This window comes from Streptomyces sp. NPDC002809 (genome assembly GCF_040295435.1).
Taxonomy (GTDB): domain Bacteria; phylum Actinomycetota; class Actinomycetes; order Streptomycetales; family Streptomycetaceae; genus Streptomyces.
The window spans coordinates 74,394-97,219 of the sequence record NZ_JBEOVJ010000004.1; the positions used below are offsets into that span (position 1 = coordinate 74,394).

16 protein-coding genes and 1 pseudogene are annotated in these 22,826 nt (G+C 70.8%); 12 read left to right on the forward strand and 5 right to left on the reverse strand.

Annotation, left to right across the window (positions count from 1 at the left end):
- Positions 1-184: 184 nt before the first annotated feature.
- Entirely contained in the window at positions 185-622 is a 438-nt protein-coding gene (locus ABT025_RS04020) for a VOC family protein (RefSeq protein ID WP_350989562.1), read from the reverse strand.
- Between the two features lie 678 nt (positions 623-1,300).
- Between ABT025_RS04020 and ABT025_RS04025 the strand changes: the two genes are divergently transcribed.
- Entirely contained in the window at positions 1,301-2,611 is a 1,311-nt protein-coding gene (locus ABT025_RS04025; protein WP_350989813.1) for a glycoside hydrolase family 10 protein, read from the forward strand.
- Between the two features lie 154 nt (positions 2,612-2,765).
- On the opposite strand, the gene ABT025_RS04030 is transcribed toward ABT025_RS04025, so the two are convergent.
- Positions 2,766-3,848, reverse strand: a complete 1,083-nt coding sequence (locus ABT025_RS04030; protein ID WP_350989564.1) for a LacI family DNA-binding transcriptional regulator — start codon at positions 3,846-3,848, stop codon at positions 2,766-2,768.
- A 224-nt stretch (positions 3,849-4,072) separates the two neighbouring features.
- Here ABT025_RS04030 and ABT025_RS04035 point away from each other — a divergent pair, with 224 nt between their 5' ends.
- The 11 genes from ABT025_RS04035 to ABT025_RS04085 all read left to right on the forward strand — a co-directional run bounded on the left by ABT025_RS04035 (position 4,073) and on the right by ABT025_RS04085 (position 18,045).
- A complete protein-coding gene (locus ABT025_RS04035; RefSeq protein WP_350989567.1) occupies positions 4,073-5,341 on the forward strand; it encodes an ABC transporter substrate-binding protein in 1,269 nt (422 codons plus the stop codon).
- A gap of 138 nt (positions 5,342-5,479) precedes the next feature.
- Positions 5,480-6,322, forward strand: a complete 843-nt coding sequence (locus ABT025_RS04040; protein ID WP_350989569.1) for a carbohydrate ABC transporter permease — start codon at positions 5,480-5,482, stop codon at positions 6,320-6,322.
- Positions 6,309-7,232, forward strand: coding sequence for a carbohydrate ABC transporter permease (locus ABT025_RS04045; protein WP_350989571.1), 924 nt, complete (start codon positions 6,309-6,311; stop codon positions 7,230-7,232). Before ABT025_RS04040 ends, ABT025_RS04045 begins: the two co-directional genes overlap by 14 nt.
- Positions 7,233-7,277: 45 nt before the next feature.
- The gene (locus ABT025_RS04050) at positions 7,278-8,042 is read left to right on the forward strand and encodes an SDR family NAD(P)-dependent oxidoreductase (protein ID WP_350989573.1); all 765 of its coding nucleotides are present in this window, start codon (positions 7,278-7,280) and stop codon (positions 8,040-8,042) included.
- Positions 8,030-9,817, forward strand: a complete 1,788-nt coding sequence (locus tag ABT025_RS04055; RefSeq protein WP_350989575.1) for a heparinase II/III domain-containing protein — start codon at positions 8,030-8,032, stop codon at positions 9,815-9,817. The genes ABT025_RS04050 and ABT025_RS04055 overlap by 13 nt, the downstream gene beginning before the upstream one ends.
- A gap of 3 nt (positions 9,818-9,820) precedes the next feature.
- Complete coding sequence (locus tag ABT025_RS04060; protein WP_350989577.1) at positions 9,821-11,800, forward strand: DUF4962 domain-containing protein; 1,980 nt, start codon at positions 9,821-9,823, stop codon at positions 11,798-11,800.
- 2 nt (positions 11,801-11,802) lie between these two features.
- Positions 11,803-12,405 carry a hypothetical protein gene (locus tag ABT025_RS04065; protein ID WP_350989579.1) on the forward strand — a complete coding sequence of 201 codons (603 nt, stop codon included), beginning with the start codon at positions 11,803-11,805 and terminating at the stop codon, positions 12,403-12,405.
- Complete coding sequence (locus ABT025_RS04070; RefSeq protein ID WP_350989581.1) at positions 12,402-13,481, forward strand: DUF1565 domain-containing protein; 1,080 nt, start codon at positions 12,402-12,404, stop codon at positions 13,479-13,481. The genes ABT025_RS04065 and ABT025_RS04070 overlap by 4 nt, the downstream gene beginning before the upstream one ends.
- A complete protein-coding gene (locus ABT025_RS04075; RefSeq protein ID WP_350989583.1) occupies positions 13,478-14,629 on the forward strand; it encodes an SGNH/GDSL hydrolase family protein in 1,152 nt (383 codons plus the stop codon). Before ABT025_RS04070 ends, ABT025_RS04075 begins: the two co-directional genes overlap by 4 nt.
- A complete protein-coding gene (locus ABT025_RS04080) occupies positions 14,586-17,066 on the forward strand; it encodes a polysaccharide lyase 8 family protein (protein WP_350989585.1) in 2,481 nt (826 codons plus the stop codon). Before ABT025_RS04075 ends, ABT025_RS04080 begins: the two co-directional genes overlap by 44 nt.
- A 4-nt stretch (positions 17,067-17,070) precedes the next feature.
- A complete protein-coding gene (locus ABT025_RS04085; RefSeq protein WP_350989587.1) occupies positions 17,071-18,045 on the forward strand; it encodes an acetylxylan esterase in 975 nt (324 codons plus the stop codon).
- 10 nt (positions 18,046-18,055) lie between these two features.
- On the opposite strand, the pseudogene ABT025_RS04090 reads toward ABT025_RS04085, so the two are convergent.
- The 3 genes and pseudogenes from ABT025_RS04090 to ABT025_RS04100 all read right to left on the reverse strand — a co-directional run bounded on the left by ABT025_RS04090 (position 18,056) and on the right by ABT025_RS04100 (position 22,789).
- Positions 18,056-19,578, reverse strand: a pseudogene (locus ABT025_RS04090) (phytoene desaturase family protein).
- Positions 19,579-19,637: 59 nt separating this feature from the next.
- The gene (locus ABT025_RS04095; RefSeq protein ID WP_350989589.1) at positions 19,638-21,872 is read right to left on the reverse strand and encodes a serine/threonine-protein kinase; all 2,235 of its coding nucleotides are present in this window, start codon (positions 21,870-21,872) and stop codon (positions 19,638-19,640) included.
- 26 nt (positions 21,873-21,898) lie between these two features.
- Complete coding sequence (locus tag ABT025_RS04100; RefSeq protein WP_350989591.1) at positions 21,899-22,789, reverse strand: oxygenase MpaB family protein; 891 nt, start codon at positions 22,787-22,789, stop codon at positions 21,899-21,901.
- Positions 22,790-22,826 lie beyond the last annotated feature (37 nt).

Below are 22,826 nucleotides of genomic sequence, written 5' to 3' on the forward strand. Positions count from 1 at the left end.
CCTCTCGTTCGGGTCATGCCGGAGGCGGGGAGCAGCCGAGGGCAGGATGCCGGGCGATGCCGGTCTGCCGGTCCGTGCCGCTCTGCCGGTCGGTCCGTGCCGCTCTGCCGGTCGGTCGCTCCGGGAGAACCGCTTGTCGATTCGCCCTGCCTTCGGGGACATGGGTCTCCGGGCGCGCAGGCCGTCACAACAGGCAGAACTCGTTGCCCTCCGGGTCCGCCACCAGCACGTGATCGGGCCGCCCCCTGGCCTCGTACTCATGAAGGACCGTCGCCCCCGCGGCAGTCAGCCGATCCAGCGCCTCCAGCACGCGCGGCCAACGCACCTCCCACGGCACCTCGCGGCCGCCGCCGGCCTGCACATCCAGATGCAGGCGGTTCTTCCCCGCCTTCGACTCGGGCACCTTCATGAAGGACAGGTCGGGCCCCTCACCCTCCGGGTCCGACAGGTAGGCGCCGTCGTCCCACTCCTCCTCCGGGACGTCATGGTGCACGAACCACTCCTCCCAGTTGCCGAAGCCCTTCGGCGGCGGCTTCCGCGTGTAGCTCAGGGCGAGCGCCCAGAACTCCGCCAGTTGCGCGGGGTGCGCGCAGTCGATCGTCAGGCTCCACCGTGTCGCCATGAATCCCTCCGGGTGGTGCATCCGGCTGCCCGGCCGGCCGCGGGAACCGATCGTGTCATGGGAGGACCCCGGAATCCCCGGGATTCGATTCAAGATTCTTTCGGTGATCGAAATATTTCGATGGATTGCGGCGTCGATATCGATTCACCGGCCACCCGATTCACCGATGCGAGCGCAGAAGTCCCAGATCAGCCGGGGTAGCCCTGCTGCTCTTTTTGCACTTGCCATGACGACATGCATTGCCATCCTCGCTCAGCATTCGGAATCCTTTCGTAACTACGAGGGTTGAATGTACGCATGCGTCCCCCGCATCCCATCGCGTGACGCGAATCAGAGAGCAAATCAGCAGGTCAAAGCCATAGGGGAGGGCAATGAGGCGGTTAATCTCTTCGAAATATTTCGGAAATGTGGCGTTGACGAGCGATCCGGGCGCGCGCATACTCTCCCTCGCTCCCTGCATCACCGATCAACTTCGCGCCACGGAACCGTCGTCGGACGGCGGGTCCCCCGTGGCCGGAGACCGCTCAGCACACGGTCCACTCACCCGTCCGGGCGGCCCGTTCATGCCGCCCGGCGACCGGAAGAAGGTGTTGGAAAGTGATCGTCAACCCACCGCACAACGGCGAAGCCGCACGTTCGAAGTCCCTCTCACGGGCACGCAGGGCCGGCGTGCTCGCCATGGCCGGCGCGCTCGCCGCGGCGGGGGTCCTCTCGCTCGCGGGCACCGCCGAGGCCGCGACGACGCTCGGGGCGTCCGCCGCCGCCAAGGGCCGCTACTTCGGCACCGCCGTCGCCGCCAACCACCTCGGCGAGTCCGCGTACGCCTCCACCCTGGACACCGAGTTCACCATGGTGACGCCGGAGAACGAGATGAAGTGGGATGCCGTCGAGGCCTCCCGCAACAGCTTCAGCTTCGGCTCCGCGGACCAGATCGTCAGCCATGCCCAGGGCAAGGGCATGAAGCTCCGCGGTCACACGCTGGTGTGGCACTCCCAGCTCCCCGGCTGGGTGGGCGGGCTCGGCGCCGATGACCTGCGTTCGGCGATGACCAACCACATCAACCAGGTGATGGCGCACTACAAGGGCAAGATCTACGCCTGGGACGTCGTCAACGAGGCCTTCCAGGACGGCAGCAGCGGGGCCCGGCGCAGCTCACCCTTCCAGGACAGACTCGGCAACGGCTTCATCGAGGAGGCCTTCCGTACCGCACGGGCCGCGGACTCCGGGGCCAAGCTCTGTTACAACGACTACAACACCGACGGTCAGAACGCGAAGAGTAACGCGGTCTACGCCATGGTGAAGGACTTCAAGCAGCGCGGTGTCCCGATCGACTGCGTCGGCTTCCAGTCGCACTTCAACAGCAACTCCCCCGTCCCCTCGGACTACCAGGCAAATCTGCAGCGTTTCGCCGATCTCGGGGTGGACGTGCAGATCACCGAGCTGGACATCGAGGGCTCGGGGTCGGCGCAGGCCGCGAGTTACACCAAGGTCGTGAACGCCTGTCTGGCCGTGTCACGCTGCGCCGGCATCACCGTATGGGGCATCCCGGACAAGTACTCGTGGCGCAGCAGCGGCACCCCGCTGCTGTTCGACGACAACTACGGCAGGAAGCCGGCGTACACCGCCGTACTCGCGGCACTGGGCGGCACCAGCGGCGGTGGCGGGGACAACGGCGGCGGAACCGGCTCGTGCACGGTCACCTACACGAAGACCGACACCTGGGGCGACCGCTTCAACGGGCAGGTGACGGTCAGGGCGGGCAGTTCGGCGATCAGCACCTGGACGGTCCCGGTGACGGTGACGTCTCCCCAGAAGATCACCACCACCTGGAACGGCACCCCGTCCTGGGACGGCAGCGGCAATGTGATGACCATGAAGCCCAACGGCAACGGCAGTCTGGCCGCCGGAGCCTCGACGTCCTTCGGGTTCACCGTCATGACGAACGGCAACACCTCGGCGCCATCCATCGGCGCCTGCACCACGTCCTGACCCAGGGGCGGGCGCGGGGCACGGCAACGCCCGCGAGGCACGGCAACGTCCGCGGACGTCCGGGGACCATCGGCGCGAGGGCACCGCTTCCGGGGCGGTGGCCTCGCGCTGTCCGCGTACCGGCCGGTCGGCGCCACCGGCGCGCACCGGCGGTTCACCGGTGCGCAAGCACCTCGCCCGGCGATTCCACCTCGACAGGGGCGGGCGCCGTCGACTCCCGGACCACCAGCCTCGGCCTGATCAGGAGCGAACGTCCGGCGACCGGGGCGGATTCGATCCGGGCCTTCAGCTGCTGGAACGTCTCGGCGGCCATCTCCGGAAGAGGCTGGCGCACAGTGGTCAGCGGCGGCTCGAAGAGGTCGGCGAGCAGGATGTCGTCGAAGCCGACCACGGAGACGTCCTGCCCCGCGCTGCGGCCCGCGTCCTTCGCGCCCCGGCAGATCCCGATCGCGCACATGTCGTTGATCGCGACGAACGCGGTGGGCGGACGCGGTCCGCACAGCAGCTCCCGGGCGGCCTTGCGCCCCAGCTCGGCCGCGTCCTTGTCACCGAACTCCGCGGTGTCGGCGCCGGGCCACACGATCGCGTCCGCCGGATCCAGGCCCGCCGACTCCAGGGCCGCCCGGAATCCGCGCAGCCGCTCGCGACGGTTGACGCTGTTGACCGAGCCTGAGACGAACGCCAGCCTGCGGTGTCCCAGTTCGAGCAGATGGCGGGTGGCGAGCTCGGCGCCCATCGCGTTGTCGACACTGATGGAGGCCAGCGACGGCGGATCGCCCGCCTGGGCGGTGCGGTCGAAGGCGACCATCCTCAGACCGCGGCTGAGCAGCGGGGCGACATGCTCGAGCGAGGGCAGCGAGGAACAGAGCACCACCCCGCTCACCCCGTCGGCCAGCAGCTCTTCCCCGTACTTGAGCTCACGGGCCGGATCACGCTCGCTGTTGCAGAGCAGTACGTGATACCCCTCGGCCAGCGCGATGGCCTCCAGCTCCCGGGCCAGCGCCCCCCAGAAGGGGTTGGCGACCGACGGCACGATCAGGCCGATGACCTTGATCCGGCCGGTGCGCAGCATGCGCGCCGCACGGTTGGGCCGGTAGCTGAGCTGCTCGATCACCTGCTCCACGCGGGCCAGGGTGGTCGCCTGCATACGGTCCGTACGTCCGTTGAGGACGTTCGACACGGTGCTGGCGGAGACACCCGCAGCCTCCGCGACCTGATGGATCGTTACCCCGCTCATGCCACCTCCGGTTCGGAACGCGTTCAACCACACTAGTGTACCGATTTACTGAACTTGCTTCACCGGTACACCCGTTAACTTCCCGGAAAATTGTTGTGCATCAGCTGTTGACGAGTCTCACGGAGCGTTCTTAGTCTCAGTGCATCGATTTACCAGCACTTCCCAGCCATGGCCGGGTTGTCATTGCTGGATCGATCCACTGCCTTCGCCTCAAGGGGTGCCCCATGGAACTTAAACGACGGTCGCTGCTCGCCGCCATCGGTGCCGGTACGGCTGCGGCCGCACTGTCCGGCTGCGGCACCGGCTCCACTGCGGCCGGCTCCGCCGACGGTCCCGCCGAGGGCGAGATCACGCTGCTCACCCCGATCTACGAGAACGCCAACGGCAAGACGCTGTTGGAGAAGGAGATCCTGGGCGGCTTCCGGAAGAAGTATCCGGACGTCAAGGTGAACGTGGACTACACCACGTACGCGCAGCTCAACGAGAAGATCACCACGGGTATGGCCGGCGGGCTGCTGCCCGATGTGCTGATGATGGGCGTCGGCTGGATCCCGCCGTTCGCCGCCAAGAAGGCGATCGCGGAGCTGCCGGAGAAGTTCGCCACCGCGCACGACTACGAGAAGCGGGTGCTGGAGCCGTCGCGCTACGACGGCAAGCTGTACGCGCTGCCGGTGGTGCTCGACACCCGCATCGTCGTCTACCGCAAGGACCACTTCGCCGAGGCCGGCATCAAGAAGACCCCGGCCAACTGGGCGGAACTGCGGGCCGTGGCGAAGCAGCTGACGAAGGGCGGGCAGATCGGGTTCGACCCGTTCTCCATCGACCTGCGCCAGTGCTGGGAGACGTTCCTGTTCGCCAACGGCGGTCAGCTCTTCAGCGCCGACGGCAAGAAGGTGCTGTTCACCGACAGCCGGGGCGTCGAGGCGCTGCAGTTCTTCAAGGACCTGATCAAGGACGGCTCCGCCGACTACGCGAAGAAGACGGACGCCGGTGCCCCGGCCAACGTCCAGACGGGCCGGGCGTCGATGATGATGACGACCAGTGCCCTGTGGGAGCAGGTCCGCCAGCAGAACCCCGAGCTGCTGAAGGAGGACAAGCTCGGTGCGTTCATCCTGGCCAACCGCAAGCCGGCGATGCTCCAGGGCGGCACGCTCGTCACCCAGTCGGCCAGCTCCAAGCACCCGGCCGCCGCGCGTGCGCTGGTCGAGTACCTCGCGACCCCGGAGTCGATCCTGGGCGCCGCGAAGCAGCGCGGTTCGGTGCCGGGGCTCAAGGACCTCAACGAATCCGGCTATGTCAAGGAGAACAAGTTCGTCGACCTCTCCCTGCAGAACATGAGCGCCGCCTGCTCGGAGGGCGGCACCGCTGCGTGGATGGAGATCCGCGAGAAGATCAAGCCGACGCTGGAGCCCGCGATCGTGGGCGGTCAGTCCGCGAAGGACGCCATCGCGGAACTCGGCCGTCTCGCCGAGGCCGCCATCGGCCGGATGTGAGGCGCCGCTGTGGGAGCTGTATCCGTATTGAAGGCACGGCCCGCGCGGCCGCCTTCCCCGCCTGAGAAGACCCGGCCCGCCAAGCGGCAGACCGGCAGGACCCCGACGGGTCCGGGGCGCCGCAGGCAACGGGCCGGCATGCTGATGGTGGCCCCCGCCCTGCTGCACGCCGCGCTCTGGATCGGCCTGCCGGTCGTCGCCTCGGTCGTCCTGGCCTTCACGAAGTACGACGTGCTGACGCCGCCACAGTTCGTGGGGCTCGACAACTTCACGGAGATGCTGGACGACGCGGTGTTCCGCAAGTCCATCGTCAACACCGTCATCTACACCTTCTTCACCGTGCCGTTCGGCATGATGCTGGGGCTGCTGGTGGCACTCGCCCTGCACACGGGCCTGAAGGCGCGCGGGATCTTCCGTACCGCGATCTTCCTGCCGCAGGTCACCGCCACGGTGGCGATCGCCCTGGTCTGGCTGTGGATCTACAACCCGAGCAACGGGCTGCTCAACGCCCTGCTCTCGTTCGTCGGGATCGAGGGTCCGGCCTGGCTCTCGTCGACCACCTGGGCGTTGCCCTCGGTGATCCTGGTCGGCATCTGGCAGGGCATCGGCATGAAGATGCTCATCTACTTGGCCGCGCTCCAGTCCATGCCGAAGGAGCTGTACGAAGCGGCGTCGGTGGACGGCGCGTCCAAGGTGCGGCAGTTCTTCTCGATCACGCTGCCGCTGCTGAAGCCCGCGACGTTCTTCGTGCTCATCACCTCGATGATCAGCGCGTTCCAGTCGTTCGACCAGATCTACATCCTCACCGAGGGTGGGCCGGCCAACAGCACCACGATGATGACGTACGAGATCTACAAGTCCGCCTTCCGGGAGTTCCGCGTCGGCTACGCCTGCGCCCAGTCACTGGTGCTGTTCGTCCTGCTGATGGGCTTCACCCTGGTCAACCGGCGGATCATGGGAGGCACCCGTGGCCACAACTGAGCTGCACAAGCCCGGGGTCGCTCACGCACCCCGCCCCGCGGCGAAGGGGAAGCCGCTCACCTTCGGACGGATCGCGCTCTACGTGACGCTGTCCCTGGTGTCGCTGCTGATGGTGGTGCCGTTCATCTGGATGGTGCTGACCTCCCTCAAGACACCGGTGGAGATCGCGTCGCAGGACGCCGGACTGCTGCCGGAACACTGGGACTTCGGCAACTACGCCGAGGCACTGAAGGCCGCGCCCTTCGCCACGTACGCCCGCAACAGCTTCATCATCGCGTTCAGCCACACCGTGCTCAACGTGCTGATCGCCTCGATGGCCGGATACGCGCTGGCCCGGATCAGGTTCCGGGGCAGCGAGGTCATCTTCTACCTCTTCATCGCGGCACTGATGATCCCCACGTACACGAAGGTGCTGCCCGAGTTCCTGATCGTCCGCTTCATGCCGCTGGCCGGCGGGAACGACCTGTTCGGTCAGGGCGGCAGCGGGTGGCTGGACACGTGGTGGGCGCTCATCGTGCCCGGTGCGGTCACCCCGTTCGCCGTCTTCCTCTTCCGGCAGTTCTATCTGGACCTTCCGGTGGAGCTGGAGGAAGCGGCCCGGCTGGACGGTCTGGGCGAGTTCCGGATCTACGCCAGGATCATGACGCCGCAGGTCAAGCCCGCGCTCGTCACGGTGGCGCTGCTCACCTTCGAATCCTCGTGGAACAACTTCCTGTGGCCGCTGCTGGTGACCCGGACGGACAGTCTGCGGGTCATCCAGGTGGGGCTCTCCGTCTTCAAGACGGAGAACGGCCTCCAGTGGCACTTCCTGATGGCGGGCACCACGCTCGCCACCCTGCCCATGGTCGTGCTCTTCCTCATCGGCCAGCGCTATTTCGTGCAGGGCTTCGCAACCGCCGGTCTCAAGTGACCGGTCCCGGCCCTCAACGGCCGGATATCGAAAGGGATACCCCCCATGTCTGCTGATCTCCAAGGTTCCCGCGCACTGGTGACCGGGGCGGGCCACGGCATCGGCCGCGCCATCGCCGTGGCCCTTGCCGAAGCCGGCGCCGATGTCGCCGTCCACTACCACTCCTCCGCCGACGAGGCCGCGAAGACGGTCTCCGCGATCGAGGCGCTCGGCCGCCGGGCCAAGGCGTTCCAGGCCGACGCGACGGTGACGGCCGAGGTCGACCGCCTGGCCGAGGAGGCCACCGGATTCCTCGGCGGGCTGGACGTCCTGGTCTGCAACGCGGGCCATCTCGTCGGGCGGGCCACCATCGCCGAGATGTCCGACGACCATTTCGACCAGGTCATCGACACCAACCTGACCTCGACGTTCCGTACGGTGCGGGCGGCGCTGCCGCATCTGAAGGAGTCCTCCGCCGGGCGCATCATCACGATGTCGTCGCTCGCCGCACACAACGGCGGCGGTCCCGGATCGGTCGCCTACGCGGCCGCCAAGGCCGGGATCCGCGGCTTCACCAAGGGTCTGGCCAAGGAACTCGGCGGCAGCGGCATCACGGTCAACACCGTCGCCCCCGGCTTCATCAAGGGCACCGCCTTCCACGACACGTTCACCGCGCCCGCGGCGCAGCAGGCGATGGAAGCGGGCATCCCGGTCGGCCGGGCCGGCACGCCGGAGGACGTGGCTGCGGCCGTCGTCCACCTGGCCTCGCCCTCGTCCGGCTTCCTCACGGCCACCACGGTCGACATCGACGGTGGCGTGTGGCCGCGTTGAGGCGGATCGCCCGGGAGCGCGGCGGCTGGTGGCACGCGTACGTATGCCCGGCCCACGGTGTGGAGCTGGACCACGGCGACGTACTCGCCGGGGCGTTTCCCGAGGGCGGTGCGCGCTGCGCGTACGGCTGCCGGGTGGACAACGAGGCGGTGCGCGGTGCCTGGCTGGTGCTGTCGCACCAGGCGTGGGCGCGGCACCTGCGGGTGCTCGCCCACCGCGGGGAGCGCGGCGAGGCGGTGGCAAGGCTCGTCGAGTACACCGCTCTGTACGAGGAACTGGCCGCCGCGCAGCACGGTGAGGCGCAGGACTGGATGCTGCGCGGCCGGCTCTTCCACCAGGCGCTGACCGACGCGATCTGGGCGGTGAACATCGGGCACACGGTCCTGACGCTCGCCGAGAACGGCACGGACGATCTGGCCGAGGTGCTGCCGCTGCTCGACGCTCTGGAGCGGGCCGCGCTCGACGCCCGTGCCGTACTGGTCGGCAAGGGGCAGCTCGCCTCCAACTACACCGCCTGGCTCAACGCAGCGGGCGCCGCCGCCGGACGAGGTGCCGCGGCGGTGCGCGGGCGGGAGTGGGACGGCGGCAAGGAGTGGCTGGAGGGCGACAGCGGGCTGTACGCGCATCTGCGCGTCGCGGTCGCCGAGGACGGCTGGGAGTGGGAGGGCAGCACCTACTACCACGGGTTCGTGCTGCGGGCGGCGCTGCTGGCGCTGCGGGGCACCGATCCGGCTGCCCTCCCCTCGGACGTGGTGGGTGTGCTGGCCGGGATGACGGACGTGCTGGCGGCGATCGCCACGCCGGGCGGCATTCTGCCCGCCCTGCACGACGGCCCCTATCTGCGTGACCCGTTGGCTCTTGAGTGGCTCGAACTCGCCTCTCTGGCACAGCAGTTGGTTCCGTCTGCCGCGCTGGACGCGGTGGCCGGGCGGGCCCGTGCCGAGCTGGGCCCGGCAGATGACGGGCTGGACCGGGAGCTGGGCGGATGGTTCACCGGCCCGCCACTGCCGGAGCGCCCCGCGGCCGGTGCGCTCACGTTGTTCACCGAGGCCGGCTACGCGGTGCTGCGGGTCGCGGGCATCCACGCCCTGCTGGACTTCGGCCCGCACGGCGGTTCGCACGGCCACCGGGACAAGCTGTCGCTCTATCTCTACGGGGACACCACGCCGTGGCAGCCCGATCCCGGCCAGGTGCCCTACGCCCACGCCGAGTTCCGCGATCTGTACGCGTCGACCGAAGCCCATCCCGCGTTCCGGGTGGACGGCATCGAGCAGGCGGAGTGCACGGGAGCGCTGCTCGGTTCGGACGACCGGTCGGTCACCGCCGAGGTGACGTCGGCGTACGAAGGTGTGCGCGGGGTCCGGCGGATCGCGGCCGGCGACGGCTACCTGGTGGACCTGCTGACCGTGACGGCCGACGATTCCCGGCGCATCACCGCGCAGTTGCGCCCCGGCACCGCGCTGGACGTGCAGGTGCAGGCGGCGGGCGCGGCGCGTACCACCTGGTACGGCGACGAGACGCTGCACGGCTGGCACACCCACCGGGCCGATGTGCCGGTACGCCCGGTCAGCCGGCCGGGCCCGGGCCCGGCCGACGATCCGCAGCGCGTGAGGACCCGGGTGGACTTCACCGCCGACACCGACCGGGTCACGTTCGCGTCGGTCTACCAGGCCGCATCGGCCGGCCCCGCGGTGACGGACGTACACCTGGACGACGACGGGCTGACGGTCCGCCTCGCCGACGGCAGTACCGCGCGGTTCCACACGGAGGACTGACCCTTGTTGCTCTCGGCGACCCCACCACCCGGCCCGCGCCCCGCGCAGGAAGTGCGGCTGTTCGAGGAGGCCGCCCGCCACCGCGGGCTGACTCCGCCCGGTTCGCACCCCCTGGCCAGCATCACCTGGCTCGGCCCCGCCGCCTCCAACCCGGCTCTCGCCTACCGGGTCTCCGGCGACCGGGCGCATCTGGCGGAGAGCCTGCGCTGGATCGAGGCCGCGGTGCGACTGCCCCACTGGGGCAGGGCGCACATGCCGGACCACGACCTGGACGCCGGCTGGCTGCTGCACCATCTGTCGCTCGCCTACCGGTGGCTCGGTGACGACCTGCCGGACGGGGCGCAGGCGCTGCTGCGGTACAAACTGCTGCTCCAGGGGCGGCGGATGTACGAGTTCGCGGTGGCGAGCGAGGGCCGCTGGTGGTCGTCGTCGTACTGGCAGAACCACAACTGGATCTGCTACGCGGGTCTGGCGACGGCCGGGTACGTGCTCGGCAAGGAGGAGTGGACCGAGCGCGCCAGGGACAATCTCGCGACCGTCCTGGACCTGATGCCCGAGGACGGCTCGCATGCCGAGGGCGTCGTCTACTGGCGCTACGGCGTGCCGTTCCTCGCCATCCATCTGGATCTCCTGAAGGAGGCGGAGGGCATCGACTGGTGGGACAGGGGCGGCTTCATGTCCCGGACGTTCCGCTACCGGCTGCACCAGACGGCGCCCGGGTTCGCGTTCAACGTCGACCACGGCGACTGCCATGACCGGCGCAGCGGCCACAGCGCCGGTCTCTACTACCGTCTGGCCGCCCAGTACGCGATCCCGGAGGCCCAGTGGATGGGCGACCTGGCATCGGGTGAACTGCTGTGGGCGGAGGCGGCCGAGAGCGGTGTGCGGCCGGGAATCCTGCCGGAGGCCTATCTGGAGTACCTCTGGTACGACCCGTCCGTGCCGGCGGCCCGGCCCACCGAGACACGGGCGTTCTTCCCGGACCTGGGGCTGCTGGCCGCGCGCACGGGCTGGGACGACGACGCCACGCTGGTGTCGTTCAAGGCCAGTCCGGGCGGGGGTCACCGGGCGTGGGAGACCGCGGAGAAGCACCGGGTGGAGAAGGGCTGGGAGACGCTCGACCAGGGTCATCACCACCCCGATTCGGGTTCGTTCGTCTTCGTCTCGCAGGGTGCGTTCCTCGCCGTGGACGAGGGCTACAGCAACCGCAAGAAGGCCGCGCACCACAATCTGCTGCTGGTGGACGGGCAGGGCTACGCGGACGAGGACCGGTATCACGTGTACCGGGACATCCCCTTCGAGCGGCAGGCCGGGCAGCGCGATGTGCTCGTCTCCCCCGACTGCGGGTGGGCCCACTCCACGGCGGAGATCGCCGCGATGTACGACCCCGCGCTCGGGGTGCGGCGGCTCGACCGGACGCTGGTGTTCACCCCGTCGGGGCGCCTGGTGCTGCTGGACCTCGCCGAGGCGGACGCGGAGCGGGAGTGGACGTTCCTGCTGCAGACGGACCGGCCGACCGAGCCGCAGCCGGACGGCAGCCGGCTGATCCGTTCCGGGGCGGCCGCGGCCCGGCTGCGGCAGTTCGCCCCCGCCGATGGCCGCGTCGTCGGGGAGGTCACCGAGGTGGAGGCCAATCCGACGTCGAGCACGCCCGAACTGCGCCTCACCCGAACCCTGCACACCCTGCGCTCGACCACGGAGCGGTCGTCCGAGGGGTTGTTCCTCACCACGATCACCCCGGGAACGGAGCCGGATGCCGCCCGGGTCGCGTGCACGGAGGGCCAGGGCGTGACCTTCGGTGCGGAGACCGTGCTGCTCTCCCCCGTTGCCCGGCGGATCCGTACCGCCGGTGTCCACGCGGATGCGGCCGCCGTGCTGCTCAGCGAGGGCGACGCCCCCTACGTCGTGGCCGCGACCCGGCTGGAGCTGGACGGCGTCACGCTGCTCGATGTGGCGCAACCGCACACAGGAAAGGTCGGCTGACCATGCAGGCAACTCTCTCGTCCGGCTGGCCGACGCTGCTGCGGCGGCTGGAGTTCGTGGCCTATCCGGCCGCCGCCGGAGCCGCGTTCGCCGTGCTGTCGCTGGGGGTCGTGACCTGGCTTCCCGCCCTCGCCGCGATGGCGCACGGGCTCCAGCGGTGGCGGGCCGAGGGCGACAGCCACTGTTTCGGCAACACGTTCAGGTACTTCCCCGCGTACTGGCGCGGCCTGTGGCGGCACTCGCTCGCGTCCACGGCCGCCGGGGCCGTTCTGGCCGCCAACATCGTTCATCTGCTGAGCCGTTCGGAGCCGTGGACCTTCGTGCTGCTCGCCGCCCAGGTGGGCATCGCGGCCGCCCTGGTCATCCATCATGTGGCGTTCGCGGCCGAGGCCGGCCGGGCGCCGGGCGGCACCGTCCGCACCTGGACCCGGGGCGCGCTGGCGCTCGGCTTCGGCTCGGCCGCCCGCGGCACCGCCCTGCTCGGTGCGGTGATCTCCGCCGTACTGCTCTCTCTCGTCGTACCGCTCGGGCCACTGCTGCTCGGCCCGAGCATTCCCGTACTGCTCGCTCTGTCCTTCGCTGACCCCAGGAGGCACACCCCATGAGCCATGCACTGCGCGCCACCCTCGTAGCCGCGCTCGCCGCCGGCGCCCCGCTCGCCTTCCCCCCGCCGTCCGTGGCCGCCGCGGCGGCGACCGCCTACTACGTGGCGCCGGCCGGAAGCGACACCAACTCCGGTACGTCGGCGGGCTCCCCGCTCGCCACGATCCAGAAGGCGGTCGATCTGGCACCGACGGGCGCGGTGGTGAACCTCGCCGCCGGTACGTACAAGCAGGATGTCGTGACCAAGCGCGCCGGCGTCACCATCACCGGCCCGGCGAACGCCGTGGTGAAGGGGGCCGGCGACGCGCGGATCATTCAGGTGCAGCACGATTCGACGACTCTGAGCGGCTTCACGGTGGACGGACTGCACGGGTCGTCCACCGATGTGTCCGGGTACCGCCTCAAGCTCATATATGTCATGAGCACGACCCCCGGGAACGGGGTGGGCGGTCTGAGCATCACCGGAATGACCCTCAAGAACGCTGCCGACGAATGCCTGCGGGTGCGCTACCTGGTGACCGGCGCCGACATCTCCGGCAACACCATCACCGACTGCGGCGTCGCCGACTTCAAGTTCGGCGGCGGCGGCAAGAACGGCGAGGGCATCTACCTCGGCACCGCCCCCGAGCAGCAGGGCGCGAACGGCGCCCCGGACGCGGCAGCCGACATCAGCCGGAACAACCGCATCCACCACAACACGATCGCCACGCGCGGCAACGAATGCGTCGACGTGAAGGAGAACTCGACGAACAACTACGTCGAGTACAACGACTGCAGCCAGCAGAAGGACTCCAGCTCCGGCGGTCTGGACGCGCGCGGCAGCGGCAACATCTTCCGCTACAACACCATCCACGACAACGTCGGAGCGGGCATCCGGCTCGGCGGTGACACCGCGACCGACGGCACCGACACCAGCGTCTACGGCAACACGATCACCGGGAACGCCGGTGGCGGCATCAAGTTCATGCGGACCCCCCAGGGCCCCGTCTGCACGAACACGATGAGCGGGAACACCGGCGGCGACGCCGTGGGCACCTACGGCAGCGCGTACGACCCGACCGGTGCGTGCCCCCAGTGAGCAGCCGGGGACCCGCGAGACGCGGGGTACTGACGGCGGCGGCCGGGCTGGCCGCCGTCGTGGCGACGGCCCCGGGGGCGCAGGCAGCCGACACACCGGCCACCGGTGCGCGCCGCTCACGATGGGCGACGTCGTGGGCGACCGCGCAGACCGCGCCGACGGCCACCGACACGGTGGCGAGCGCAGGGCTGACACAGGGCACGTTCACTGCTCACGTACGCCTGTCGGCCGGCGGCCGGGTCCGGCTGCGCTACGGGCACGCCTTCGGGACGGTGCCGGTGCTGATCGGCCCGGTGACCGCGGGCGGCATGCCCGTGACGTTCGGCGGGAAGCGGCAGGCCTGGCTGGCCGCGGGCGCCTCGCTGACCAGTGACGCGGTCGGGGGGCTGCGGGCCGCCGAGGGCGCCCTGCTGACGGTCCGGACCGAGCTGCCCGGCCCGACGGGGCCGTTGTCATTCCATCGCAACACCCATGCCTCGCACGACGTCGACGGAGTGCGCACCACTTCGGTGTTCCTGCTGACGGGTGTCGAGGTGACCGGCGCACACGGACCGGTGATCGCGGTGCTCGGCGACTCCATCGCGGAGGGCGTCGGCACGCCCGACGACGCCGATCTGCGCTGGCCGGACCAGCTGGCCAGGCGCCTTCCCGGCGCGGCGGTCGCCGATCTCGGGATCAGCGGCAACCGGGTGCTGCTCGACGACGCCCGGTTCGGGCCGGGCGGGCAGGCCCGCTTCGACCGCGATGTGCTGTCCCTGCCCGGGCTGCGGACCGTTCTGGTCCACCTCGGGGTCAACGACCTCCAGCAGCCGCCCAGCCAGACCGACCCGGCGCTCGTCCTGGCCGGCTACCGGCAACTGGTGCTGCGCGCCCGTGACGCCGGACTGCGCGTGGTCGGCGCGACCATCACGCCGTTCGGCGGCTGGACACGCTGGACTCCCGAGCTGGAGACGGTACGGCAGCGGATCAACGCGGCCGTGCGGACCGGCCGGCTCTTCGACGCCGTCGTCGAATTCGACGCCGCCCTGCGCGATCCGGACCACCCGGAGCGGATGCTGCCCGCGCTCGACAGCGGCGACGGGCTCCACCCCAATCCTTCCGGCCATGCGGCGCTCGCCGCGGCCGTCGACCGCCGACACCTTCTGTGAGGGCCGCACCATGAACCCAGGCACCACCCGAGGCACCACCGGCACCACCACCCGCCGCACCGTCCTCGCCGGTGCGGCGGCGCTCGGCGCGGCCGCCGCCCTGCCGTTCACGCTCGCGGCGGGCACCGCACACGCCGCGGACCCGGTCGACGACGCAGCCTCGCTGCGCGCCCGGTGGCACACCCTGCTGACCGGCGGCCCCGGCCTCGACCTCACGGACCCGCAGATCGCCGCGGCCGTGGCCCGGATCGGCAAGGCCGCGACGACATCCGCGAAGGGCCTGGACCCGTCCCGTACCGACGGGCTCTTCCCCGACCTGACCAGCACCACGCTCTCCAACCACGTCACGACGTCGTTCAAGCGCCTCGCGACCGTCGCGACCGCGTGGGCCGTCCCCGGCACCGTCCAGTACGGCGACACCGCGCTCCGGGACCTGCTGGTGGCGGGCATCGACTGGATGCTGACGAACCGGTACGGCCCCGGGCACACCCGGTTCGACAACGACTGGGACTGGGAGATCGGCTCCGCGCTCGCGCTCAACGACGCGACCGTGCTCCTGTACGACGCGCTCGGTGCGGAGCGGCTCGCCCGGATCACCGACGCCGTCCGCGGCTACACCCCCGACCCGAACCTCTGGCGGGCCGACCGGCAGATCGCGACCGGTGCCAACCGGGTGTGGATCTCCACCGTCGTCGCCGTGAACGCGGTGCTCCGCGACAACGGCGGCGATCTCGCCCGGGTACGTGACGCTCTTTCGGACGTCGAGGGTTCGGGCGCCAACAGCGTCCTGGCCTTCAACGACGCGAGCGCGGCGGCCGAGGGCACGGGCGAGGGCTTCTACTCCGACGGTTCGTTCCTCCAGCACTACAAGCACCCGTACAACGGCGGCTACGGCAAGGAGCTGCTGAACAACCTCTCCCGGCTGCTGAACCTCCTCGCGGGCACGGCGTGGACGGTGACCGATCCCGACCTCGACAACGTCCGCCTCTGGGTCGACGAGGGTTTCGACCCGCTCCTGGCGCGCGGCGATGTGATGGCGTCGGTCTGCGGACGCGAGATCGCCCGCCCGAGCAAGCAGGGCCACGTCTCGGCGCAGACGGTCATCGAGGCGGTGGTGCGGCTGATCCCGAGCTTCCCGGGTGAGACCGCCGACCGGTTCACCTCCCTGGTCAAGCAGTGGATCGCCGAGGACACCTACCGCGACTTCCTCGCCGTCACCGACCTCGCCTCCCTCGTCGCGGCCCGGAACGTCATCGCGTCCCCGGTGCCGGCCCGCGGTCCGCTGGTCGCGCACAAGCAGCACCCCCGGATGGACAAGGCGGCCCACCACCGGCCCTCGTTCGCCCTCGGCATCTCCGCCTACTCGTCCCGGATCTACAACTACGAGTCGATCCAGAACGAGAACCTGCACGCCTGGCACCTGTCCGACGGAATGGTGCTCCTGTACACGAACGACCTCGGCCACTACAGCGAGGACTACTGGCCCACGGTCGACCCCGCCCGGCTGGCCGGGACGACCGTTCTCGCGGGCCGGCCCGCCGACGCGGCGGGGCAGCGCACCACCAGCACCGCCGACTGGGCTGGCGGCGCCGCGCAACCGGGAACGACGCTCGGCGCGTACGGCATGGAGCTGCGGGCGTTCGGCAGCTCGCTGCACGGCTTCAAGAGCTGGTTCTGCCTGGACGACGTGATCGCGTGCGTCGGCTCCGGAATCAGCGCGGACGCGGGTACGGCCGAGACGATCGTGGAGAACCGGAAGCTGCGGGACCCTGCGGCGGCGCTGCTCGTCAACGGACAGGCCGCCCCTGCGGACACCGGGTGGTCGGCAACGCTGGACAAGGTGCGGTGGCTGCATGTCGCCGGGACCGGCGGCTACGTCTTCCCCAAGGCCGTGACGGTGCGCGGTCTGCGCGAGGACCGGACGGCGACCTGGCGCGAGATCAACCTCAAGTACGGCACGGACACCCCCGTCACCCGCCCGTATCTGACGCTGTGGCAGGACCACGGCACGGCACCCGACCAGGCGGGATACTTCTGGCTCCAGGCACCGATGGCGTCCGCCGAACGTACGAAGCAGTGGTCGGCGGCGCCCCCGGTGAAACTGATCGCGGACACCGGCTCCGTGCACGCGGTACGCCGCTGCGCGGACGGGCTGCTCGCCGCGAACTTCTGGACCGCGGGGACCGCGCAGGAACTCACCGCGGACGGACCGGCATCGGTCCTGGTGCGGCCGGAGGGGAAGACGGTGACCGTCTCGCTGTCCGACCCGACGCAGCTGCGGTCCTCCGTCGTACTGGACCTGGCCCGTCGCGACCTGAACCTCGTCTCCGCAGACCCGGGCATCGCCGTGGCCCGGACCGGCACCGGGATCCGGATCACCGCCGACACGGCTGAACTCCACGGTGCAACCCTCAACCTCATCCTGAAGAGGAGCTAGACCCTTGCTGTTCGACATGCCCCTGGACCGGCTGCGCGAGTACCGGCCGGAGCCGGAGGAGCCGGCCGACTTCGACGCCTTCTGGGAGAAGACCCTCGCCGAAGGCACCCGCCACGACCTGGACGCAGAGTTCGTCCCGTACGACGCGGGATTCGCCACCGTCGACGTGTTCGACGTGACGTTCCGCGGCTGGGGCGGCCAGCCGGTGAAGGCGTGGCTGATGCTCCCCCGGGAACGCTCGGGTCCGCTGCCGGCCGTCGTGCAGTACATCGGGTACAACGGCGGCCGCGGCATCCCCTACTCCTGGCTCACCTGGAGCGCCCTGGGCTACGCCCATCTGGTGATGGACAACCGCGGTCAGGGCGGCGGCGGCAAGAACACCGCCGACACCGTGGACATCGGTCCGGACGGAAACGGCTCCTCCTCCCCCGGTTTCCTCACCCGGGGCATCGAGGACCCGTACCGGCACTACTACCGCCGGCTGATCACGGACGCGGTGCGGGCCGTCGACGCGGCGAAGGCCCATGACGCCGTGGACGCCTCGCGGATCGCGGTGCTCGGCGGCAGCCAGGGCGGCGGCCTCGCGCTCGCCGTGGCGGGGCTGCGGGACGACGTCGTGGCGGCCGTCGCCGATGTGCCCTTCCTCTGCCACTACCGGCGTGCCTCGCAGATCACGGACGCGGGGCCGTACGCGGAGATCGCCCGCTGGCTGTCCGGCCACCGCTTCCGGATCGACGAGGCGATGGAGACGCTCTCCTACTTCGACGGGGTCAACTTCGCGGCGCGGGCGACCGCTCCCGCGTGGTTCTCCGTGGGGCTGATGGACAAGATCTGCCCGTCGTCCACCGTGTTCGCCGCCTACCACCGCTACGCCGGTCCGGCGCAGATCGAGGTGTTCACGTACAACGGGCACGAGGGCGGCGCGGAGTACGACCTGCCGCGCAAGATCGCCGCGCTGCGGGGCGTGTTCGGTCAGTAGGGGATACCGGTCACCGGCCCAGCGCCGCCATCGCGGCGTTGTGGCCGGGGATCCCGCTCACCCCTCCGCCGCGCACCGCGCCCGCCCCGCAGAGCAGAACGTTGGCGTGGGCGGTCTCCACGCCCCAGCGGCCGGTCTCCGGGGTGGCGTACGGGAAGGCGAGGTCCCGGTGGAAGATGTGGCCGCCGGGCAGCCGCAGGTCCTGTTCGAGGTCGAGCGGTGTCTTCGCCTCGATGCACGGCATTCCTCCGCGAGCGGCTCCTCCAGATGGGCGTCGAGCTCGGCGAGCGTGGCCTCCAGCAGGGTGGCGCGAGTGGCGTCGTTGTCCGCGGCGAACAGCCGAGCAGGGGTGTGCAGGCCGAACAGGGTCAGGGTCTGGTAGCCACGGGCGGCGAGATCCGCGCCGAGGATCGAGGGGTCCGTGAGCGAGTGGCAGTAGATCTCCGAGGGCGGGGCGGCGGGCAGCCGGCCCGCCGCCGCGTCCCGGTATGCGTCGCCCAGTTGCCCGTACCCCTCGGCGACGTGGAAGGTTCCGGCGAACGCCTCGCGCGGGTCCACGGAGTGGTCGCGCAGCCGGGGCAGCCGGGTGAGCAGCATGTTCACCTTCAGCTGGGCGCCTTCGGCGGGCGTCGGCGGCTCCTCGCCGAGGAGAGCGGCCAGCGCCTGCGGCGAGGCGTTGACCAGGACACGGCGCGCGCCGACGGTGGACTCTCCGCTGTCCGTCCGCACCGTCACCTCGGCGTGCGCGCCGTCGGTGTCGACGCGGATCGCCTCGTGCCCGGTCCGGATCTGCGCACCGGCGGCGAGCGCGGCCCCCGCGAGGGCGTCGGTGAGCGCGCCCATGCCGCCGACCGGGACGTCCCAGTCGCCGGTGCCGCCGCCGATCACGTGGTAGAGGAAGCACCGGTTCTGGAGCAGTGAGGCATCGTGCGCGTCGGCGAAGGTCCCGATCAGGGCGTCGGTGAGCACGACGCCCCGGACGAGGTCGTCGTCGAAGTTCTCCTCGACGACGACGCCGATGGGCTCCTCGAACAGCATCCGCCAGGCGTCCGCGTCGCCGATCCGCTCCCGCAGCGCGTCGCGGGTGGGCAACGGCTCGGTGAGCGTGGGGAAGATCCGCTCGGCGACCTGCCCGGTGAGTCCGTAGAACCGCTGCCACGCCTCGTACTCCCGGTCCGATCCGGTGAGCGCGGCGAAGGAGCCGCGGGTGCGGTCGCCGCCGACGAGCAGCCCGGTGGCACGCCCCTCACGGACGGCCGGGGTGTACGAGGAGACGGTCCGTTTACGTACGGCGAAGTCCAGGCCGAGATCGCGGACGATCTTCCGCGGGAGCAGTGACACGAGATAGGAGTAGCGCGACAGCCGGGCGTCGACCCCGGCGAAGGGGTGGGTCGAGACGGCCGCTCCGCCGGTGGTGGCCAGTCGTTCCAGGACCAGGACCGACTGTCCAGCGCGGGCGAGGTAGGCGGCGGCGACCAGGCCGTTGTGGCCGCCGCCCACGATCACTGCGTCATAGCTGTCTCGTACGGGCATGCCCCTTGGTAACACGGACACGCGGCCCGGACCAGAGCTCCCCCATGTGCCGGTCGCTCTCAGTGCTGCGGGATGCCCCGTCGCTGTCGCAGCGCCGCCACCTGCCGGTAGAGCTCGACGGCCTCCGGGCCCCTGCCGAGCTGTTCCAGGCAGTGCGCCTCGTCGTTGCGGCCGGAGAGCGTGTCGGGGTGGTCGGCCCCCAGAATCCGGGTGCGGGCCTCGGCGACCTGCCGGTACACCTTGAGAGCCTCGGCCCAGCGCCCCAGCCAGCCCAGGCCGACGGCGACCTCGCGGCGGCTCACCAGGGTGTCGGGGTGGTCGGTGCCCAGAACCCGCTCGCGGTGCTCGCACACCTCGCGGGATTCGGACAGCGCCTCCTCCCAGCGGGCCAGCCGGCCCAGGTTGACGCCCAGCCCGTGGCGGGCGCGGAGGGTCTCGGGGTCGGCGGGGCCACTGACCCTGGTCCGGTCGTCGACGAGCCGGCGGTAGAGCTCCAGGGCCTCGGCGCTGCGGCCCAGCCGGCCGAGGCTGATCCCCACCTCGTAGCGGGCCGCGAGAGTGTCCGGGTGGTCGGCTCCCAGGGCCCGCGACCGGGCCTGGGCGACCTCCGTGTAGGTCTGCAGGGCCTCCGTCCAGTGGCCGAGCCGGCCCAGGGTGTAGCCGACCTCGTAGCGGGTGACGAGGGTGTCGGGGTGGTCGGCGCCGAGGAGCCGGGCGCGCGCTGTCGCCACGTCCCGGGCCATGGCGTACGACTCCTCCAGCCGGCCGAGCCTGCTGAGGTTGAACGCCAGGTTGTGTCGGCAGCGCAGGGTGTCGGGGTGGTCGGGCCCCATGGAGCGTTCCCTGGACGCCAGGACGGCGGCGTACAGCTGGTGGGCCTCGAAGTGACGGCCGAGCTGGCCCAGTACGTAGCCCATCTCCTGGCGGGCCGCGAGGGTGTCCGGGTGGTCGGGACCCAGGGTGCGTTCGCGGCCCCGGGCCACACGGTCGAACTCCCGCAGTGCGTCCGCCGCGTGTCCGGTCCTGCTGAGGGTGAACCCCACCTCGTACCGGCTGGCGAGCGTGTCGGGGTGGTCGGTGCCCAGGGCGCTCTCGCGTTCGGCGGCGACCGCTCGGTGGACCTCGTGCGCCTCGTCCCAGTGGCCGAGCCGGCCGAGGTTGAGGCCGGCACTGTGCCGGTTGTCCAGCGCCGAGAGGATCCCGGGGTCCGGGGTGGGCCGCTCGGCCCCGGCCGGCCCGCCGATGCCGGTGGTCCACGCGCCGGTCAGCCCCGCCGAATGGTCGACCGCATCCGGCGGACCGGCCAGGCTGTGCGTCGCCTTGTGCCCCGTGGTCATCCCACGGGTCCAGGCGGGCAGGCGGGATGCGGGTCCGCCGGGCCGCTCGACCGGGACCGGCGGTGCGAGCAGCACCCGGCCGGTCGGTTCCGGGTGCGGCTGTTCGCCGGTGCGGCCGGCGGCGATGCGGCGGCGCAGGTCGCCCGCGTCGGCCGGCCGCTGGTCCGGGGTCTTGGCCAGCAGTTCCAGGACGACGCGGTCGAGGAACCCGGGCAGTTCCGCCCGGTGGGTCCGCAGCGGTTCGGGTGGGGTGTCGCGGTGCCCGACGAGCACACCCCAGGCGTCGTCGAGGTCGAACGGCGGGGCGCCCGTGGCGATCTCGTACAGCACGCAGCCCAGCGAGTAGAGGTCGCTGCGGTGGTCGACCTGGCCGCCGCTGATCTGCTCCGGCGACATGTAGTGCGGGGTGCCCATGGCGACGCCGACACCGGTGAGGCGGGAGGTGACCGAGATGTCGTGGCCGAGCCTGGCGATGCCGAAGTCGCAGATCTTCACCGTCCCGTCGGCCAGCCGCATGATGTTGGCGGGCTTGAGGTCGCGGTGGATGATGCCCTGCTGGTGGGTGTAGCCGAGGGCGTCGGCCACCTGGTCGGCGATGTCCACGACGTCGTCGACGGGCAGCGGGTGCTGCCTGTTGTCCTCCAGGAGCTGGCTGAGATTGCGGCCGTCCAGGAGCTCCATCACCAGATAGAGCACGCCCTCGTGCTCACCGAAGTCGTGGACGACGGTGACGCCCCGGTGCTGGAGGGCGGCGGCGACCCGGGCCTCCCGGCGGAATCGTTCACGCAGAATGCGGGTGAAGTCCTGGTCGTGCTGCGGACCCATCGGCTTGAGGCATTTGACGGCGACCTGCCGGCCGAGCGATTCGTCGCGGGCACGCCACACCTCGCCCATGCCGCCGCGCCCGATCAGATCGAGCAGTCGGTACCGGCTCTGGATCAGCCTGGTTTCCGCCATCCCTGCTGTCGCCCCCGTCGCTCCGCCTACTGTTGCTGCGCCCTCCCCGGCCCGTCCAGTATGGCTGCCTGCCTTTTCAGTTTGTACGGGGTGGGGCGGCTGCCTGGTCCGAGTCGCGCCATCGCGTTCACAATGTGACCGGGCGGAAGTTGCCAGCGGAGCTTCGACGGAATGGCGCGCAGGACCGCTCCGGCGGTGCGCAGGCGGCGGTCGACGGTGGCCGCCTGCGGTGCGGGTCTGCCGTACAGCTCGTGCGCGTACGGCGGCAGGGACTGGTAGGCGAGTGTCGCGACGCGCCGCCAGAGCACGGCACGCGCCGGAAGCAGCAGCGGGTGGACCGGTGGCCGGCGCAGGAAGTCGTCGACGTCCGACGCCTCGGGCGAGGCAGCCAGTTGGGGCCGGACCCGCTCGAAGTAGGCGGCCAGTTGCGCGACCGTCGCAGGAACGCCGGCCGGGTCGAGGCCGACAAGGCGGGCGCTGGTGCGGTGTTCGTCGACGTACCGGTCGGCCTGCGCGTCGGTGAGCGGGTAGCCGGAGCGCCGCTCGACCTGGAGGTAGGAGTCGACCTCGGCACAGTGCACCCACAGCAGCAGGTCCGGTTCGCCGACTCCGTAGGTCTCGCCGGTCAGCGGGTCGGTGACTTCGAGGAGCCGGTGGATCCTACGGACCCGGGCTCCGGCCTTCTCGGCGGCTTCGGTGGTGCCGTAGGTGATCGTCCCGACGAAGCCCGCGGTGCGCATCAGCCGGCCCCAGGCGTCCTTGCGGAAGTCCGAGTTCTGCATGACGCCGCGCACCGCGCGCGGATGGAGCGCCTGGAGGTACAGGGCGCGTACGCCGGCGACCCACATCATCGGGTCGCCGTGCATCTGCCAGGTGACCGATGCGGGCCCGAAGAGTCCGGGGTCGGCGTCCGTCATGCGCTCGTACCTCCTGCTGGGCGGCGTACCGGCGCTC

What these genes read in the sequence shown, in the direction of transcription:
- ABT025_RS04020 (WP_350989562.1), bottom strand. Translation starts at nt 622, where the DNA reads ATGGCGACACGGTGGAGCCTGACGATCGACTGCGCGCACCCCGCGCAA.
- ABT025_RS04025 (WP_350989813.1), top strand. Translation starts at nt 1,301, where the DNA reads ATGGCCGGCGCGCTCGCCGCGGCGGGGGTCCTCTCGCTCGCGGGCACC.
- ABT025_RS04030 (WP_350989564.1), bottom strand. Translation starts at nt 3,848, where the DNA reads ATGAGCGGGGTAACGATCCATCAGGTCGCGGAGGCTGCGGGTGTCTCC.
- ABT025_RS04035 (WP_350989567.1), top strand. Translation starts at nt 4,073, where the DNA reads ATGGAACTTAAACGACGGTCGCTGCTCGCCGCCATCGGTGCCGGTACG.
- ABT025_RS04040 (WP_350989569.1), top strand. Translation starts at nt 5,480, where the DNA reads ATGCTGATGGTGGCCCCCGCCCTGCTGCACGCCGCGCTCTGGATCGGC.
- ABT025_RS04050 (WP_350989573.1), top strand. Translation starts at nt 7,278, where the DNA reads ATGTCTGCTGATCTCCAAGGTTCCCGCGCACTGGTGACCGGGGCGGGC.
- ABT025_RS04065 (WP_350989579.1), top strand. Translation starts at nt 11,803, where the DNA reads ATGCAGGCAACTCTCTCGTCCGGCTGGCCGACGCTGCTGCGGCGGCTG.
- ABT025_RS04070 (WP_350989581.1), top strand. Translation starts at nt 12,402, where the DNA reads ATGAGCCATGCACTGCGCGCCACCCTCGTAGCCGCGCTCGCCGCCGGC.
- ABT025_RS04080 (WP_350989585.1), top strand. Translation starts at nt 14,586, where the DNA reads ATGCGGCGCTCGCCGCGGCCGTCGACCGCCGACACCTTCTGTGAGGGC.
- ABT025_RS04095 (WP_350989589.1), bottom strand. Translation starts at nt 21,872, where the DNA reads ATGGCGGAAACCAGGCTGATCCAGAGCCGGTACCGACTGCTCGATCTG.
- ABT025_RS04100 (WP_350989591.1), bottom strand. Translation starts at nt 22,789, where the DNA reads ATGACGGACGCCGACCCCGGACTCTTCGGGCCCGCATCGGTCACCTGG.